The sequence below is a fragment of the Sedimentibacter saalensis genome (assembly GCF_007830175.1).
In the GTDB taxonomy this organism is placed as follows: Bacteria; Bacillota; Clostridia; order Tissierellales; family Sedimentibacteraceae; genus Sedimentibacter; species Sedimentibacter saalensis.
On record NZ_VLKH01000001.1, the window covers coordinates 116275 to 132478 of the forward strand.

Here is a 16204-nt window from a genome sequence, read left to right on the forward strand (position 1 = left end):
TTAGCTGTTAATTATTATTGGCTGTGCTGCCAGGTTCAATGCTTGACTCTTGTGGTTCAGCACTTGATTTTTCTGTTTCTATGTCTTTTTCTTCAGATTCATTGCCATAATCAATTGTTTCACTGTTTGAATTATCAATAATTGTATTATTAGTTTCCGGCTCTGTAACTGCACCTTGATTTTGGTTTAAAATCATTTGCTCTTCAATTACTTTTTGTTCTTCAAGTAATTTTTGCTCTTCAAGTATTCTTTGTTGTTCTTCAAAGGATTTTTGTAATTCTAACTCACTTTCCAATTCTTCAAGCTGCATTTTCATCGCTTCCAGTTTTTCAGGATCCGGAACTACATTTATACTGCCTATAATGTGTAAATCTTTTACCCAAAAACCATATCCAACTGTCAATAATGTTACAGAAACAAATATTGAAATAAAAATTATCAATAATTTACTTTTCATATATCCTCCAGCACCATATTTATAAACCTTGTTCGAAACTTAGTTTGTACTCAAATTCATATTTTCTTTCTTTGCTATAATAATTTATTTTTTCCCTAAGTATTTCTATTTGCTGCTCCAGACTTGAAGATTCTTCATTAAAGGTGGAGAATGATTCATATAACTGCATTAATTCTTCATCATTATTCGGACTGATATTCAGTGTATAAGATTCTGTATTCTTATTGATATTTTTGTTGATATTTAATTCTGAAACATTGCCCTTTTTTTCAGATAATTCATTAAAAACAGTTGGTATTGTGCCATCATCCATTATTTTCACCAATATATTTTCATTAAAATCAGGATAAACTTCACCTTTGACAATCAATGTATTGCCATTCTGAGATGGGGTTAATGATAATGCTCCATTCTTTACAGTTATAATAGATTCTGAACTATCCATTATGAAAACCGGATCAATAAAGCCTGTTTTATAAGATAAATTAATTGCTGCATCATCATTCCAAGCAGCATAACCAACCCCTGTTATGCTCATTGAAAAAATAATACATATAAAAATGAATTTTTTTCTTAGCAATTTTATTTTACGCATACCATACCCCCATAAAGATTGACTGCTTGATTAACAAGCAATGCTGCTTGTGTTCTATGACTCAATTGAAGTTTTAATAATATACTGCTGACATGTTTTTTTACTGTGTGTTCAGATATAAATAATTTATTTGCTATTTCTCCATTGCTTAATCCTTTGCCAATTTCAACTAACACATCATATTCTCTGGGCGTCAGTTCTGTAAAACTGTCAGATAATGTACTTTCCACCTGGTATTTCGTGATTTCTGGATCAATGAACTTCCTCCCTCTTAGAACAATATGAATTGCATACAGTATATCTTCAGAAAAGGCATCCTTTAGTATGTAACCATCCACACCTTCTTCTTCTGACCTGATGAAATCTTCCTTTTTTACAGATGAAGTAAATATTAAAAATTTAGTAGTTGTTCCCTTGACTTTAGATCTTTTTATTATTTCCAATCCATCTTCCTTGCCCAAATTTAAATCAACAATAGCTAAATTTGGTTTTTTAGAATTAATTAATGAAAGTGCTTCATCTATGCATGAGGCTTCCATTACCACATCAATATCTTCATCACATGAAAGTGTTGTTGAAATTCCTTTTCTCACCAATGGATGATCATCTACAACCAGTACGTTCATATTGCAGCTTCTCCTTTCAATAGCATATTTGGAAATGAAATTGTCAATTTAGTTCCATTCATACTTTCTATATTTATTTCTCCATGTAAAATTTTTGATAACTGTTGAAGATTTTGTAACCCTAATCCACTTGTCGAACTCGGTATCACCTCTTTTGTATCGAAACCTACTCCGTCATCAATAATGCTGAGAAATGTTCTTTCAGCAGAAATATCCAATATAATTTCAATATTTTTTGCTTTGCCATGCCGAACTGCATTTCCTAATCCTTCACAAATCATTCTATATAGTGCTTTCTTTTGTTCTGTTGTAAGAATTTCCAAACTTCCATAAATGCTGAATGGAATGCTGACATTATTAAATTTTTTTATGTCATCAACATATCTTTTTACGTCTGCACTAAAACTGCTGCTTCCCGTCTTCTTCCAGCTAAGTCCATATATTTTATCTCTAAGTTCTTTCATTGTTAAATCAATAGTATTTCTGTAAACATTTAAATCTTCTTCAATATCTTTTACTTTATAAGAATTTAAATTTTTTATTGTTGAAAACATTCCGCAGGATAAACTAAAAAGTCTTTGTAACACGCTGTCATGTATCTCATTGGCTATTCTGTTTTGTTCTTCTGAAATAAGCAATCTGTCATTAACTTCTTCTAAAGTTAATCGTTCAAATGCATTAGACAGAAGTTCAGATAAAAATTGCAGCTGATAAGCACTGTTTTCATAAATTATACTTTCTTGATTTGTTGTAATTTCCATTCCCAGCAAACCGTATGTTGAATAGTTGTTTCCAACATGCATAATTAAAAAGTTAGCATCGCACACACATAACTCATATGGAACATTAAATTCAATATTGTCCATGTCTTTTAATATATGTTCTTCAATTGAGCTTAAATTATGGTAATTTTCATCAGATGAAAGCATTTTGTTATACTCAGCTGTTATGTCATAGTAAAATACAACTTTTGTTTTAGTAATTCTTTTAATGTGATCAAATGAAAGTTTTATTATCCCTTCTCGATTTCCTTGATTAGTTAAAATACTTACTGATTCATATAATTCCTTAATATGATCCAGGGATTCAAGTATCCTGACATTTGCTGTTTTTAGCTGAATATTAGTTTCTTCAAGATTTTTGCTTGTTTCTTTAGTCTTATTAATGGAAATTACTATGACTTGAAAAGCAGCAACTATCATGATAAAACTTAATAAAAGATTAGAGTCTTTAATTATAGATTCCGGAACGTATGTGCTATTATTTGTAAAATATTTCATGATTATTCCATAACATAAAAGGTATATTAAAAAAATCACCCAGCCAAAACCCTTTTTCAAAAATACAACGCTTATTAAAATTGCATTTAAACTATACCAAATGAATGGGCTGTTAATTCCACCCGTCGGCACCAAAAGCAATGTATTGCCCACAATTTCAATAACAAGTAAAATTTTAATGCTTTTTTGCGACTTTTCGTATATTGGATACAAGTAAGATAAAATCACCGATGAAACAAAAATACACCCAATAATGACAATTTTTCTTATAAAGTCATGTCCTTGATTATTTAAAAAATAAAAAACAGATGTTATAATAAACGATATAAATCTATAAGAAACCAATATCTTTGATTCATCTGACTTATCCTTAAAAAAAGTTAAACTATTTTTTAATAATTTTGTATTCAATACAATCACCTTACTAAAGATATTTTTCTTTGCTGATTTATTTTGAACATAATAAAACCAACTAAATTAGTTGGTCGGTTGCACCACTTGCTCCACATGTCCCAGGTGCCCAGTTTTAGAACATACATCACAGCATCGCAATAATATTTTTTATTATAGCAACTGTAATAGTTACAAATTGTCGTAATATGTTATTTAAGTTCAACTTATTAAATTTTAAAAAATAATTGGGGTATAATTTTAGCTTCTTTTACAACATTTTGTCGAAATACATCTAAAGAATAAAGCTTTTACAACAATATTTCCTAAAAACAAAAACCCGCCTCCTAAAGGATTGCGGGTATTTTACATTATATTATTTAAATTTCATTTTGGCGGAGAAAGGGGGATTCGAACCCCCGATACAGTTTCCCGTATACACGCTTTCCAGGCGTGCTCCTTAAACCACTCGGACATCTCTCCACAGTGCCTTACAGCAAAAGTAATTATATCCTAAACCATCGTCATATGTCAATGGTTTTTTAAGGTAAACAAGATGAGATCATTCACTATCGTTAAGATTACAGCATCATAGTTTGTCAAAAGTCTGAGAGAGCCATAGCTCTCTCGATTTACTTCCTGTTTTTATCTCTTTGTTCCGAAGAAGAACAAAGTTATTCCGCCCTGGCCCAGGTGCGAACCAATTATAGGACCTATGTCGTTGATAATAATTTCTTTTACACTGAAATTTTCTCTGACCATTTTAGCCAGATATTCTGCATCTTCCAGACAGTCGCAGTGGCCGATGAATATGGTCTGTCCTTCCGGGCTCACGCATGTTTCTGTCATTTTGTCAAGAAGTGCTCCCAGAGATTTTTTTCTTCCCCTTACATTGTCAACAGCCATAAGCATTCCGTCATCGTCCACGTGAAGAATTGGCTTCACATTCAATGCAGTTCCTATAGTTGCTTTTACGGCGCTGATTCTGCCGCCTCTTTTTAAATGGTTAAGATCGTCAACAGTAAACCAGTGGCATGTGTGCGGAATATTTTCAATTGCCCAATCATGAACCTGATCCAGTGAATATCCGTCTCTTTTAAGTTTTGCAGCAGAATATACCAACAGCCCTTGTCCTATGTTGGCGCTTTTGGTGTCTACACATTTTATAACTGATTCAGGATATTTTTCTTTAAGTTCTTCGGAAGCAATGAGAGATGCCTGGTAAGTGCCGCTCAGTCCTGATGAAAAACCAAGGTACAATATGTCATTTCCTTTTTCCAGTTCAGGTGAAAAATGCTCTTCAAATGTTTTTGAATTCACCAGAGCTGTTGTTGAACGCTCTCCATTTTTCAGTCTTTCGTAAAAAACCTTTATATCCAGCTCCCTGTGGTCAGGATAATCCACATAACTTTCATTTTCAAAACCAAAAACCATGGGTATAACCTTAATGTCTAGTTCTTCAATTATATCAATCGGAAGGTCTGCAGTTGATTCTGTAAAAATTACATAATTTCTCATGTTTATATTCCCCTTCTGTATTCGCATTTTAAGTATCAGGATAATATTAGCATATTGTAATATTATTTTCAACAGATAAAAATTTATGTTTCGTTCTTGTTATTTCAGGGTATCTATACAACATAAGTAGTTAAAAACTTAAATAAGATAACATATATAATTCAGGAGGAATAAATGAATAAAATAGGTATAATTTTAGGAAGCACAAAACCGGGACGCAACGGTGAAGCTGTTGCAAAGTGGGTTTATGATATAGCAAAGAAACGTGAGGATGCTCAGTTTGAGCTGGTGGATATAAAGGATTATGATTTACCGCTTTATGACGAGCCATATCCTGCAATGATGCAGCAGTATACAAAGGACCACACAAAAAAATGGTCTGCAAAAATCAAGGAATTTGATGGTTTCGTGTTTGTTACGGCTGAGTATAACCACAGCATTCCAGGGGCATTAAAAAATGCAATAGACTTTTTGTCAGTTGAATGGAACAACAAAGCCTGCGGAATAGTCAGCTATGGAAGTGCAGGAGGTGCCAGAGCAGCAGAGCACTTAAGGCAGGTTGCAGCAGAGCTCCAAATGGCAGATGTAAGAGCCCAGGTAATGCTTTCATTGTTCACAGATTTTGAAAACATGAGCGTGTTCAAACCGGACCCACGACATGAAAATGAAGTTAATGATGTTTTTAACCAGGTAATAGCCTGGAGCGGTGCTTTAAAAACTTTAAGAAAATAAACTATATCAGGCAAGCTTAGTTCAAGCTTGCCTGTTGCTTTCAAAACTCTTGTATAAATCGTAAAATTCTGTCTTGTGACGTATGAAAGAATCAATGATTTCCGGATCAAAATGACTTCCTCTTTCATCTACTATATAGTTGAAACTTTCATCAAAAGAAAATTGCTTCTTGTATGGACGCTTGCTTGTGAGAGCATCAAATACATCTGCAACTGCAACAATCCTTGCACTTAATGGTATGTCTCTTCCTGATTTTTGTCCGGGATACCCTGTTCCATTCCACTTTTCGTGATGTCCTTCCACAATCTCTATACCCATCTGAAACATGCTGTAGCTTAATTTAGCAATGTTGCTTTCTGCACTTCTTAAAACCTCGACACCATAAGCAACATGTTTTTTCATTTCATCATATTCTTCAGCTGTAAGTTTTCCGGGCTTCAGTAAAATTCCATCCTTCACTCCAACTTTTCCTATGTCATGCATTGGGCTGAATCGTTCAATATTTTTTAAGAATGACACGTCGATAATATCTTCAAAACATCTGTCTTCCATTAAAAATTCAGATATCTTAACAGCATAAGCCGTCATCCTGTCAAGATGATCACCTGTATCCTCATCTCTTGCTTCAGCCATTTTTGTAAGTGCAAGCAAAGTGCTGTAAAGCATTTCATCTATGAAAATATTTTTATTTAAACTTAATGCAATGCTGCTTGAAAGTGTTTCAAGAAATACAATGTGTTCTTCCTTGTATATATTTTTTTCAGTGCTTGAAAAAAATATTATTCCTATGGGTTTATCGTTTATTTTAAGAGGAAGTGTTATTGAGGATTTAATTCCTGCTTCAAGCAATATCTTGTTGTATTCTGTGTCTTTGTGAGTTGTATAACTCTTCAGGTCGTTAATTACTCTCGGCGTACCATTTTTTACAATATTTTCAAGGCTTGTGCTGCTTATTTCTGCCTTTATTCCCATCATCCTTTTTGGAAGATCGCTTAAAAATGGTGCTGAAATACCGAAAGAAGCTTCAAGCAATTTACCGTCTTCTTTAAGAAGGGCAATTCCAATGTGGGAATATGGAATAAATTCAGTAAAATTCATGTAGATATATTCAAGAATTCCTTCAAAAGAAATTTTTTTGCTCATGTTTTCTATGAGAACCACCAGCTTGTCTAATTTGCTGATGTTTGATTCTAATTCCCGAATAACCGGATTAAGTTCCATTTTCACATTATGTGAAATTCCATTGTTTTGTTTTTCAATTCTTATTACATTATTTATTAAATGATTTATGGGCTCTGTTATGTATTTTCGCAACCCGTTTTCTGTTTTATTCATCACTTTTGTCCTTTTTTATTTTAAACCTATATTAAATATCGGCACTTAAAAGATAAATTTAATCACTGACTACAAATATGTTTAGATGTATAGGGAACAATTTAGAATAACTTACGTCTAGACAAATGAAAGGAATGTGCAAAATTCTTTGTACAAGGTGATCACATGAGCAAAATAAAGAATTTTATAAACACAACATCTGCAAATTTAAAATCGACTGTGGCCAGGTTCCCTGCAGCCATATTGTTTTTAGTCACAACAACATCAATAGTTTTCACCGAAATACAAGGCAACCACTTTGATGACAACATTCTTGCAAGAATTGCCTTTTCTTGTATTTTCGGAGCTTTTTTGTCCATTGGGCTTCAGTTTGCAGTTGAACGTTTCAACAATTTAAAAAAATATTCTCTCATGTTAAATATACTTTCATTTGTTTCTACAGCAGCATATTACTTGTTCATGACTGATGGAAGCACATCGCAGTCAATGGTCGTGCACTTGTTTGTAATTGTTTTTGCTGTATTTGCAGCAACACTTTACATTCAATCATCAAAAAATAGACTGAATTTCGGAAATGTTTTTTTGGCTCATTTCAAATCAGCATTTATTTCAGTTCTTTACAGTGGTGTGATGTTCTTAGGCATAGCTGCAATTGTTTCAGCAATAGATCTTCTCTTGTTCAACCTGGACTACAAAGCATATGCCCACAGTGCAAACATAGTATTTACATTTTTTCTTCCTGTTTATTATTTGTCTCTGCTTCCAAAGTTTAATTCTCAGGAAGAAGAAGACATAAAGAAAAGCGAAATAGCATACACGTATCCAAGAGTTTTGGAAATACTGGTTTCATATATTACAATTCCTCTGATCTCAATATTTTCAATAGTGCTGATAATATACTTCATCAAGATTCTATCAACAAGAGTTTGGCCGGTGGGTCAGGTGGGACCAATGGTGCTTGGTTATTCAGCAGCAGTCTACGTTATTTATATACTTGGATCAAATCTTACAAACCGTCTTGTAGTCATGTTCAGAAAAGTGTTTCCCTATGTGCTGATTCCACTGGTGGCAATGCAGCTTGTTTCTTCATATATACGAATTGAAGCATATGGAATAACAGAGTCAAGGTACTATGTTGTGCTCTTTGGAATATTCTCCATAACAGGAGCGCTGATGCTGATTTTAAGAAAAAATAAAAACCCCGGAGCGATTGTTCTTCTTGCAGCTTGTTTTGCTGTCATATCAATCATTCCTCCCGTGGACGCCTTTACTGTTTCCATGAACTCTCAAAAATCCAGGCTTGAGGAAATTCTTACAAGGAATGAAATGCTAAAGAACAATGAAATAATTCCAAAGTCAGATCTGACTGTACTGGACAGACATGAAATCACCAGCATCACAGATTACATGTTCAGGATGGGATATCTTGATGACGTTGAATTTTTCCCTGAAAAGTATGCAAAAGAAAACACCTATTACGGGAACTTTGACAAAATTTACGGTTTCAACCCTCAGTATGGAATCTATGTGCCTGAGGAAGAACCTAGATTCATGTACGCCATGCTTGACGTGAGCAAACAGATGGATATTGAAGGATATGATCAATTTATAAAAGCGAACATCTTCACAAGCTCTAGTGAAAAAGTAAAAATCGGAGACATAAATCTCGACGGTAAAAATTATACCATAAACCAAAAGTTTATAGATAACGAATTGATTATTTATGCATCCGATGAAAATAATGCAACTTTAGTTGAAGTTTCTCTTAAGCAGTTGATCGACGGTCTTTTAGAATTTGCAGGCGATTCAAAAGCAGTCATGGCACCTGAGGTTTTAACAGTCAACAGAACAACAAAAGCAATGAAAATGAAGGTAATAATAAATGAACTCAATGTTGACTTGACAGCTGACAACATGAACATTAATGGAAATATCTTCGTATTTGTAGCTATACCTTAGTAATTTAACATATAAGCACATCAGAAATATTGTGCTCTGACCATTGACAAACCTCGGTACTGTCATCCTGAACGATAGTGAAGGATCTCATCTTTGTTGAAAACATGAGATTCTTCGAGCAAGCTCTCAGAATGACAACGCCAAATTTAAACTTTGTCATCAACCGAAGCACATCAGAAATATTCTGATGTGCTTTTTGTATTCAAAAATATTTTTAATTTTTAAAATATTAGTTGTGTATTTATAAAGGTATGTTATAATAGTTATACATTAGAGGTCTTACCTTAATATAACTTTACGGAGGTATAATGAAAAACAAATTCATATCAAAAAGATACTGGAAAAATAACTCCACACCTATGGGCCAGGTGGATGAACTTGCTAAAAATTTCGATGATGTAATCAATTTAAGCCTTGGTGATCCTGATTTGATTACTCACAACATCATAATTGATAACGCATTTAAGGATGCTAGGCAGGGACACACAAAGTATACGGATTTTAGAGGCGACCCTGAACTTAGATGCGAAATAGCAAAATTCTACAAAGAAGAATATGCACTTGACGTCCATGATAAAGAAATATTTGTAACAACAAGCGGATGTCTGGCAATGTACCTGGTTCTTGAAGCAATTCTCGATGATGGCGATGAGGTCATATTGCAGGCACCATACTTCACTCCTTACTATCAGCAGGTTGAACTGGCAAGAGGAATTCCCGTGGAACTTTCCACCTATGAAGAAGATGATTTTCAAATAAGCTTTGATAAACTTGAAAAATTAATCAATGAAAGAACAAAAGCAATAATAATAAATTCCCCATGCAATCCCACAGGCAACATTCTGTCAAGACAAACACTTGAAAGCATCAGGGACATTGCAGTGAAGTATGACCTCATTGTTATATCCGATGATATTTATACTTCGTTCAGCTTCAACGAACCATTCATTCCTATTGCATCTATTGAAGGCATGAAGGAAAGAACAATAATAATAAACAGTTTCTCCAAGAACTTCACCATGACCGGATGGCGTATAGGAAACATAATTGCACCTGGCTACATAATCAATGTAATTCAGCAGATAAATGAAAATCTTGTGTTTACTTCCCCTTCCATTTCTCAAAGAGGAGCCATTCATGCCTTGAGAAACAGAAAAGAAATACAGCCTGAAATAATAAAAGAATACAAGGACCGCGTGTTTTATGCAGCTGACAGAATCAATCGCATACCAAACATGTCTGTTATAAGCCCCAAGGGAACATTTTATCTGTTTGTAAACATCAAAAAAACAGGATTGAGTTCAATAGAAGCAAGCGATGCAATACTAAAGGAAGCTCATGTTCTGACAATACCGGGAATTGCATTTGGAGACTGCGGCGAAGGATATTTGAGACTTGCCTGCACCGTTGGTGTTGAAAAGCTTAAGGAAGCTTTTGACAGAATTGAAAAAATGGATATTTTTAAAATTAAAGGAGAACATCATGAACAATGACAATACAACAAAAATAGATTCTAAAAGCATAATGAAATTTGCAATACCATCAGCACTTGGAGTTTTTATATTTCTTTTCCCTCTGCCATGGAATGGTTCCGTAAACATACCAATAGGAATTTTATCCGAATGGCTGGCAGCCTTAATAGCTCCTGCTGCTCCAACTTTAATAACAATATTTATTCTGATATCTGCAATAATGACAGCAATTACTTCGTTACTTAAGCCTAAGGCAATTATTGACAACAAGCTTTTATCAAAACTTTTTACATCCAGCCCATTTTATCTGCTTTTTAAAATAATAGGTGCTGTGGTTGTTTTGATGGTTTATTTTAACGTAGGACCTGAGTACGTGATTTCCGGCGACACAGGTGGAACAATGCTGTCACTTTTAAAAACCCTGGTTGCATGGTTTTTTGCAGCATCATTTCTGATTCCTCTCTTGATGGATTTCGGCATTATGGACTACACAGGAACATTGGTCAGAAATTTTACTCAGCCTCTTTTCAAACTTCCTGGCAGATCTGCAATTGACCTTCTTGCATCCTGGGTTGGAAACTGCAACGTGGGAGTTGTTCTTACAACAACACAGTACGAACAGGGATATTACACAGCCAGAGAAGCAATAACAATTGCCACATGTTTTTCTGCAGTATCTCTTCCTTTTTGTCTTGTTATTGCTGCACTTTTAAAAGTTGAACACCTGTTCATTCCGTTTTATGCAATACTCACAATAACAGGAATATTGAGCGTAGTAATAATGACAAGAATTCCGCCTTTGAGCAAATATCCCAATGAATACTATGCTCCTGTAGGCAAGCAGGTAAATGAAGTTGAACCGCAAGGAATAACAAAATCCCAATGGGCTCTGAAACTTGCTGTGGAAAGAGCCGCAACAGCACCAGATGCCAAGGGTGTTTTAAACAAAGGATTTGAAATGTTTATGGGCATTGTATTCCAGCTCACTCCTCTTGTAATGTCCTTTGGAACCATCGCCTGCATACTTGCTACTTACACACCCATATTTAACTGGCTCTCAGTACCATTTGGATACTACCTGCAGATGCTTGGTGTAGAAGAAGCATTTGCTGCAGCTCCTGCAACCATCGTTGGATTTGTAGATATGTTCCTTCCTGCTGTCCTTGCTGCAAACATCGTGTCCTTAAAAACAAGGTTTATAATAGGAATATTGTCACTGGTTCAAATAATTTACATGACAGAAGTGGGAACTCTTATAATTACATCAAAAATGCCTGTTGATTTCAAAGGAGTGCTTATATTGTTCCTTGAAAAAACTATCATAGCCCTTCCTATTATAGTTCTTCTCACAAACATATTCGGCATAGCATAATAGAAGGCGTTTCGTATAATCAGCGAAACGCCTTTTTGTATGCCTATTTTTGTCACCATAAATTTTTAATTTTTTCACCAAAAAATATATTTGAAAACGAAAAAACGCTTGCATAATTATTTGACTGTGTTATAATTATGCTATGGATTAGTGGTCTTACCTTAAAACAACAATGGAGGTGAAATATGAAACACAAATTTATTGCAAAAAGATATTGGAAAGACAAATCAACACCAATGGGTCAGGTAGATGAGCTGGCTAAAAATTATGATGATGTGATTAATCTTAGTCTAGGTGACCCTGATTTGATTACACATGACATCATTATTGACAATGCATTTAAGGATGCAAGACAAGGTCATACGAAGTACACAGATTTCAGAGGCGACCCTGTACTTAGAAAGGAAATCATCAACTATTACCGAGAGGAATACGATTTACCGGTAAAGGATGAAGAAATATTTGTAGCTGCCAGCGGATGTCTAGGAATGTACCTTGCTCTTGAAGCAATTCTTGATGATGGTGACGAAGTCATTCTGCAAGCCCCATTCTTCACACCATATCCCCAACAGGTGGAACTAGCAAGAGGAATACCTGTTCCTTTAAACACATATGAAGAGGAAGATTTTCAGATTAACATTAAAAGACTTGAGAGCCTTATTACGGAAAGAACAAAAGCCTTAGTTATTAATTCACCCAGCAATCCCACAGGCAACATCCTGTCAAGACAAACACTTGAAAGCATCAGGAACATTGCAGTAAAGTATGACCTCATTGTTATATCCGATGATATTTATACTTCATTCAGCTTCAATGAACCTTTTATTCCTATTGCTTCAATTGAAGGAATGAAGGAAAGGACAATAATAATAAACAGTTTCTCCAAAAACTTCACCATGACCGGATGGAGGATAGGAAATATAATAGCCCCAGACTACATTATAAAGGTTATTCAGCAGATAAATGAAAACGTTGTATTCACTGCTCCATCTATTTCTCAAAGAGGTGCAATACATGCTCTGAGAAACAGAAATGAAATACAGCCCGAAATGATCAATGAATACAAGAATCGTGTGTTTTATGCAGCAGACAGAATCAACCGCATTCCAAACATGTCTGTCATAAGCCCCAAGGGAACATTTTATCTGTTCGTTAACATCAAAAAAACAGGATTGAGCTCAATTGAAGCAAGCGATGCTATACTAAAGGAAGCTCATGTTCTGACAATACCGGGAATTGCATTTGGAGACTGCGGCGAAGGATACGTAAGAATCGCCTGTACATTAGGCATTGACAAACTAAGGGAAGCATTTGACAGAATTGAAAAAATGAATATTTTCAAATAAAAATGGAGGCTACCTATGGAATACGATGTAAATAATTTGAATAAAAAAAGTATCATGAAATTTGCAATACCATCAGCACTTGGAGTTTTTATATTTCTTTTCCCCCTGCCATGGAATGGTTCCGTAAACATACCAATAGGAATTTTATCCGAATGGCTGGCAGCCTTAATAGCTCCTGTTGCTCCAACCTTAATAACAGTGTTTATTTTAATATCTGCAATAATGACAGCAATTACTTCGTTACTTAAGCCTAAGGCAATTCTTGACAACAAGCTTTTATCAAAACTTTTTACATCCAGCCCATTTTACCTGTTTTTTAAAATAATAGGTGCTGTGGTTGTTTTAATGGTTTATTTTAACGTAGGACCTGAATACGTGATTTCCGGCGACACAGGCGGAACAATGCTGTCACTTTTAAAAACTCTTGTTGCATGGTTTTTTGCAGCATCATTTTTGATTCCTCTCTTGATGGATTTTGGCATTATGGACTACACAGGAACATTGGTCAGAAATTTTACTCAGCCTCTTTTCAAACTTCCTGGCAGATCTGCAATTGACCTTCTTGCATCCTGGGTTGGAAACTGCAACGTGGGAGTTGTTCTTACAACAACACAGTACGAACAGGGATACTACACAGCAAGAGAAGCAATAACAATTGCCACATGTTTTTCAGCAGTATCTCTTCCGTTTTGTCTTGTTATTGCTGCACTGCTAAAGGTTGACCACCTGTTCATTCCGTTTTATGCAATACTCACAATAACAGGAATACTGAGCGTAGTAATTATGACAAGAATTCCACCTTTGAGCAAGTATCCCAATGAATATTATGCTCCTGTAGGTAAGCAGGTAAATGAAGTAGAACCGCAAGGAATAACAAAATCCCAATGGGCTCTGAAGCTTGCTGTGGAAAGAGCCGCAGCAGCACCTGATGTGAAGGGTGTTTTAAATAAAGGCATTGACATGTTCTTAGGCATTGTATTCCAGCTTACTCCTCTTGTTATGTCCTTTGGAACCATTGCCTGCATACTTGCTACATACACACCTATATTTCAATGGCTCTCAGTACCGTTTGGATACTACCTGCAGATGCTTGGTGTAGAAGAAGCATTTGCTGCAGCTCCTGCGACCATAGTTGGATTTGTGGATATGTTCCTTCCTGCTGTCCTTGCTGCAAACATCGTGTCCTTAAAAACAAGGTTTATAATAGGAATATTGTCACTGGTTCAAATAATTTACATGACAGAAGTTGGAACCCTTATGATTACATCAAAAATGCCTGTTGATTTCAAAGGAGTGCTTGCTTTATTCCTTGAAAAAACAATAATAGCCCTTCCTATTATAGTTCTTCTCACAAACATATTCGGCATAGCATAATAGAAGGTGGTTTCCATACCGGAAACCACCTTTTGATTTAATTATTGTTCATTGAGCAAATACACATCTATGTTGTTCATATGAATATGCATCCTTCTGGCAGCCTCTTTGGCATCGTGTTTTTCAATAGCCTCAATTATACGAAGGTGTTCTTCATAAATTTTGTCTATTGAATCTTCGCCGAAGAAAGACATTCTTACAGTCTTGTTGATAAAACTGTCAAAAAGATATGACGTACTTTCAAGCAAGCTGTTTATCAATATGTTTTTGCTGATTCTAGCAATTTCATAATGAAACTGCTTATCGTACTGCGACTTTTGCTCTGTAGTATCTGCATTTACCATAGCATTGTGTATTTCCTGAAGTATCACTGTGTCTTTTTTATCAGCCAGAATAGCTGCCTGCTTCACTGTGTAGTCTTCAATTAAGCGCCTCAGCTCCAGAATTTCTTCAATATTTCCGTTGGAAAGCTTGAAAGATAGAGAAAGCGGTTTAAACACACTGTTTTCTGTGTTATTTACAACGAAATTTCCCTGTCCATGACGGCTTTCAATAACACCAATTACTTCCAGGGCCTTTAATGCTTCTCTCAATGCAGGTCGTCCGATATTTAAGGTTTGGGTGAGTTCTCTTTCAGGAGGAAGCTTGTCGCCATTTTTAAGTTCGCCTCTCATGATCATACCCTGTATCTGCTCTATTACCATTTGGGATATTTTTTTATTTTCAATTGTTTCGAACATGGTTGCTCCTTATATGTTATAATATTTACAATTTTATACCATTTGAATAAATATTTCAATAAATTGTTGCAATAATTTAATAATAGTTTTAAATATTCATCTACATAATATTTTATAAATAATGCTTGAAATTTCTATGATGATATATTATAATAGTGGTAAGACCACAAATCCATTAAAAGTAAAATACTTTAACCACTAGGAGTTAAAAATGAATATACTTGTGCTTGTCAAAGAAGTACCTGATATGACTAAAGTGAAATTTGACTGCGAAAGAGGCGTTGTTGACAGATCATCAGCTGAGTCTGAAATCAATCCATTTGATATTAACGCCCTTCAAACAGCAGTAAACATAAAAAACCAATTTGGTGCAACAGTATCTGTATTAACCATGGGACCACCAAAAGCAGAAAAATCCTTAAGAGATGCTTATGCCCGTGGAGCTGATGAAGGAATTCTTTTAACAGACAAAAAATTCGGAGGCGCTGACACCTGCGCCACAGCAATGACATTGTCATCTGCTGTTAAGTATCTTGGGAACTTCGATTTAATAGTATGCGGTGAAAAATCCGTTGACGGCGACACTGCTCAGGTCGGAGCTGAAGTTGCTGAATTTTTAGACATTCCACATGCTTACTATGTTGATAAAATAATTGATACTAATAGTGAACATATAACAGTGGAAACAGAAGAGATTTGCGGCAGCAAACAAATAAGAAAAATGAAGATGCCTGCCCTCATAGGAGTTACTAAAAATATTAATTTTCCGAAACTCCCCACTGTAAACCGAAAGCTTAAGTCCATGTTAATTGATGTAAAAAAAATATCGCTTGAAGACTTGTCCCTTTATATTTCAGAAGAATCCACAGGCTTCAAGGGTTCTCCTACAAAGGTTTCAAAAATTGAAATTCCGAGGGCCATTAAAAGAGAAAGCTTAATTATAAGAGACGATTACAATACATTTAAAGAAATAATTCAAAACAAGACAAAGGGAGCCAGGAGGTAGCA

Annotated in this window: 14 protein-coding genes, 1 tRNA gene and 1 riboswitch; of the genes, 7 read left to right on the forward strand and 8 right to left on the reverse strand. The window is 35.0% G+C overall.

Annotated elements, in window-relative coordinates; all coding sequences use genetic code 11:
• Window positions 1-7: 7 nt before the first annotated feature.
• From LY60_RS00520 to LY60_RS00545, 6 genes are all read right to left on the reverse strand, one after another.
• Window positions 8-457: a hypothetical protein gene (locus LY60_RS00520; protein ID WP_145078506.1), complete on the reverse strand. Its 450-nt coding sequence runs from the start codon at window positions 455-457 to the stop codon at window positions 8-10.
• Window positions 458-476: 19 nt separating this feature from the next.
• Window positions 477-1052, reverse strand: a complete 576-nt coding sequence (locus tag LY60_RS00525; RefSeq protein WP_145078509.1) for a hypothetical protein — start codon at window positions 1050-1052, stop codon at window positions 477-479.
• Window positions 1040-1678, reverse strand: coding sequence for a response regulator (locus tag LY60_RS00530; protein WP_145078512.1), 639 nt, complete (start codon window positions 1676-1678; stop codon window positions 1040-1042). Before LY60_RS00530 ends, LY60_RS00525 begins: the two co-directional genes overlap by 13 nt.
• Window positions 1675-3369, reverse strand: coding sequence for a sensor histidine kinase (locus tag LY60_RS00535; RefSeq protein ID WP_145078515.1), 1695 nt, complete (start codon window positions 3367-3369; stop codon window positions 1675-1677). The genes LY60_RS00530 and LY60_RS00535 overlap by 4 nt, the downstream gene beginning before the upstream one ends.
• Window positions 3370-3432: 63 nt before the next feature.
• Window positions 3433-3516: riboswitch (cyclic di-GMP riboswitch) on the reverse strand.
• A 225-nt stretch (window positions 3517-3741) separates the two neighbouring features.
• Window positions 3742-3831, reverse strand: a tRNA-Ser gene (locus tag LY60_RS00540).
• Window positions 3832-3993: 162 nt separating this feature from the next.
• Entirely contained in the window at window positions 3994-4866 is an 873-nt protein-coding gene (locus LY60_RS00545; protein ID WP_145078518.1) for a DegV family protein, read from the reverse strand.
• Window positions 4867-5040: 174 nt separating this feature from the next.
• On the opposite strand from LY60_RS00545, the gene LY60_RS00550 reads away from it, so the two are divergent.
• Window positions 5041-5598, forward strand: a complete 558-nt coding sequence (locus LY60_RS00550) for an NADPH-dependent FMN reductase (protein WP_145078520.1) — start codon at window positions 5041-5043, stop codon at window positions 5596-5598.
• Between the two features lie 21 nt (window positions 5599-5619).
• Here LY60_RS00550 and LY60_RS00555 read toward each other — a convergent pair whose 3' ends face one another.
• Window positions 5620-6933: an HD domain-containing phosphohydrolase gene (locus LY60_RS00555; RefSeq protein ID WP_145078523.1), complete on the reverse strand. Its 1314-nt coding sequence runs from the start codon at window positions 6931-6933 to the stop codon at window positions 5620-5622.
• A 165-nt stretch (window positions 6934-7098) separates the two neighbouring features.
• Between LY60_RS00555 and LY60_RS00560 the strand changes: the two genes are divergently transcribed.
• From LY60_RS00560 to LY60_RS00580, 5 genes are all read left to right on the forward strand, one after another.
• Window positions 7099-8892 carry a DUF4153 domain-containing protein gene (locus LY60_RS00560; RefSeq protein WP_145078526.1) on the forward strand — a complete coding sequence of 598 codons (1794 nt, stop codon included), beginning with the start codon at window positions 7099-7101 and terminating at the stop codon, window positions 8890-8892.
• 308 nt (window positions 8893-9200) lie between these two features.
• The gene (locus LY60_RS00565; protein ID WP_145078529.1) at window positions 9201-10385 is read left to right on the forward strand and encodes a pyridoxal phosphate-dependent aminotransferase; all 1185 of its coding nucleotides are present in this window, start codon (window positions 9201-9203) and stop codon (window positions 10383-10385) included.
• A complete protein-coding gene (locus LY60_RS00570; RefSeq protein WP_145078532.1) occupies window positions 10375-11736 on the forward strand; it encodes a YjiH family protein in 1362 nt (453 codons plus the stop codon). The genes LY60_RS00565 and LY60_RS00570 overlap by 11 nt, the downstream gene beginning before the upstream one ends.
• 185 nt (window positions 11737-11921) lie before the next feature.
• The gene (locus tag LY60_RS00575) at window positions 11922-13082 is read left to right on the forward strand and encodes a pyridoxal phosphate-dependent aminotransferase (protein ID WP_145078535.1); all 1161 of its coding nucleotides are present in this window, start codon (window positions 11922-11924) and stop codon (window positions 13080-13082) included.
• A gap of 15 nt (window positions 13083-13097) precedes the next feature.
• Window positions 13098-14456, forward strand: a complete 1359-nt coding sequence (locus tag LY60_RS00580; protein WP_145078538.1) for a YjiH family protein — start codon at window positions 13098-13100, stop codon at window positions 14454-14456.
• A 41-nt stretch (window positions 14457-14497) separates the two neighbouring features.
• Here the strand turns inward: LY60_RS00580 and LY60_RS00585 are convergent, their stop codons facing one another.
• Entirely contained in the window at window positions 14498-15196 is a 699-nt protein-coding gene (locus tag LY60_RS00585) for a FadR/GntR family transcriptional regulator (RefSeq protein WP_145078541.1), read from the reverse strand.
• A gap of 211 nt (window positions 15197-15407) precedes the next feature.
• Here LY60_RS00585 and LY60_RS00590 point away from each other — a divergent pair, with 211 nt between their 5' ends.
• Window positions 15408-16202 carry an electron transfer flavoprotein subunit beta/FixA family protein gene (locus LY60_RS00590; RefSeq protein ID WP_145078544.1) on the forward strand — a complete coding sequence of 265 codons (795 nt, stop codon included), beginning with the start codon at window positions 15408-15410 and terminating at the stop codon, window positions 16200-16202.
• Window positions 16203-16204: the final 2 nt, after the last annotated feature.

Coding starts and splice junctions, on each gene's coding strand:
- LY60_RS00520 (WP_145078506.1), bottom strand. CDS start 457: ATGAAAAGTAAATTATTGATAATTTTTATTTCAATATTTGTTTCTGTA.
- LY60_RS00525 (WP_145078509.1), bottom strand. CDS start 1,052: ATGCGTAAAATAAAATTGCTAAGAAAAAAATTCATTTTTATATGTATT.
- LY60_RS00530 (WP_145078512.1), bottom strand. CDS start 1,678: ATGAACGTACTGGTTGTAGATGATCATCCATTGGTGAGAAAAGGAATT.
- LY60_RS00545 (WP_145078518.1), bottom strand. CDS start 4,866: ATGAGAAATTATGTAATTTTTACAGAATCAACTGCAGACCTTCCGATT.
- LY60_RS00550 (WP_145078520.1), top strand. CDS start 5,041: ATGAATAAAATAGGTATAATTTTAGGAAGCACAAAACCGGGACGCAAC.
- LY60_RS00555 (WP_145078523.1), bottom strand. CDS start 6,933: ATGAATAAAACAGAAAACGGGTTGCGAAAATACATAACAGAGCCCATA.
- LY60_RS00560 (WP_145078526.1), top strand. CDS start 7,099: ATGAGCAAAATAAAGAATTTTATAAACACAACATCTGCAAATTTAAAA.
- LY60_RS00565 (WP_145078529.1), top strand. CDS start 9,201: ATGAAAAACAAATTCATATCAAAAAGATACTGGAAAAATAACTCCACA.
- LY60_RS00570 (WP_145078532.1), top strand. CDS start 10,375: ATGAACAATGACAATACAACAAAAATAGATTCTAAAAGCATAATGAAA.
- LY60_RS00575 (WP_145078535.1), top strand. CDS start 11,922: ATGAAACACAAATTTATTGCAAAAAGATATTGGAAAGACAAATCAACA.
- LY60_RS00580 (WP_145078538.1), top strand. CDS start 13,098: ATGGAATACGATGTAAATAATTTGAATAAAAAAAGTATCATGAAATTT.
- LY60_RS00585 (WP_145078541.1), bottom strand. CDS start 15,196: ATGTTCGAAACAATTGAAAATAAAAAAATATCCCAAATGGTAATAGAG.
- LY60_RS00590 (WP_145078544.1), top strand. CDS start 15,408: ATGAATATACTTGTGCTTGTCAAAGAAGTACCTGATATGACTAAAGTG.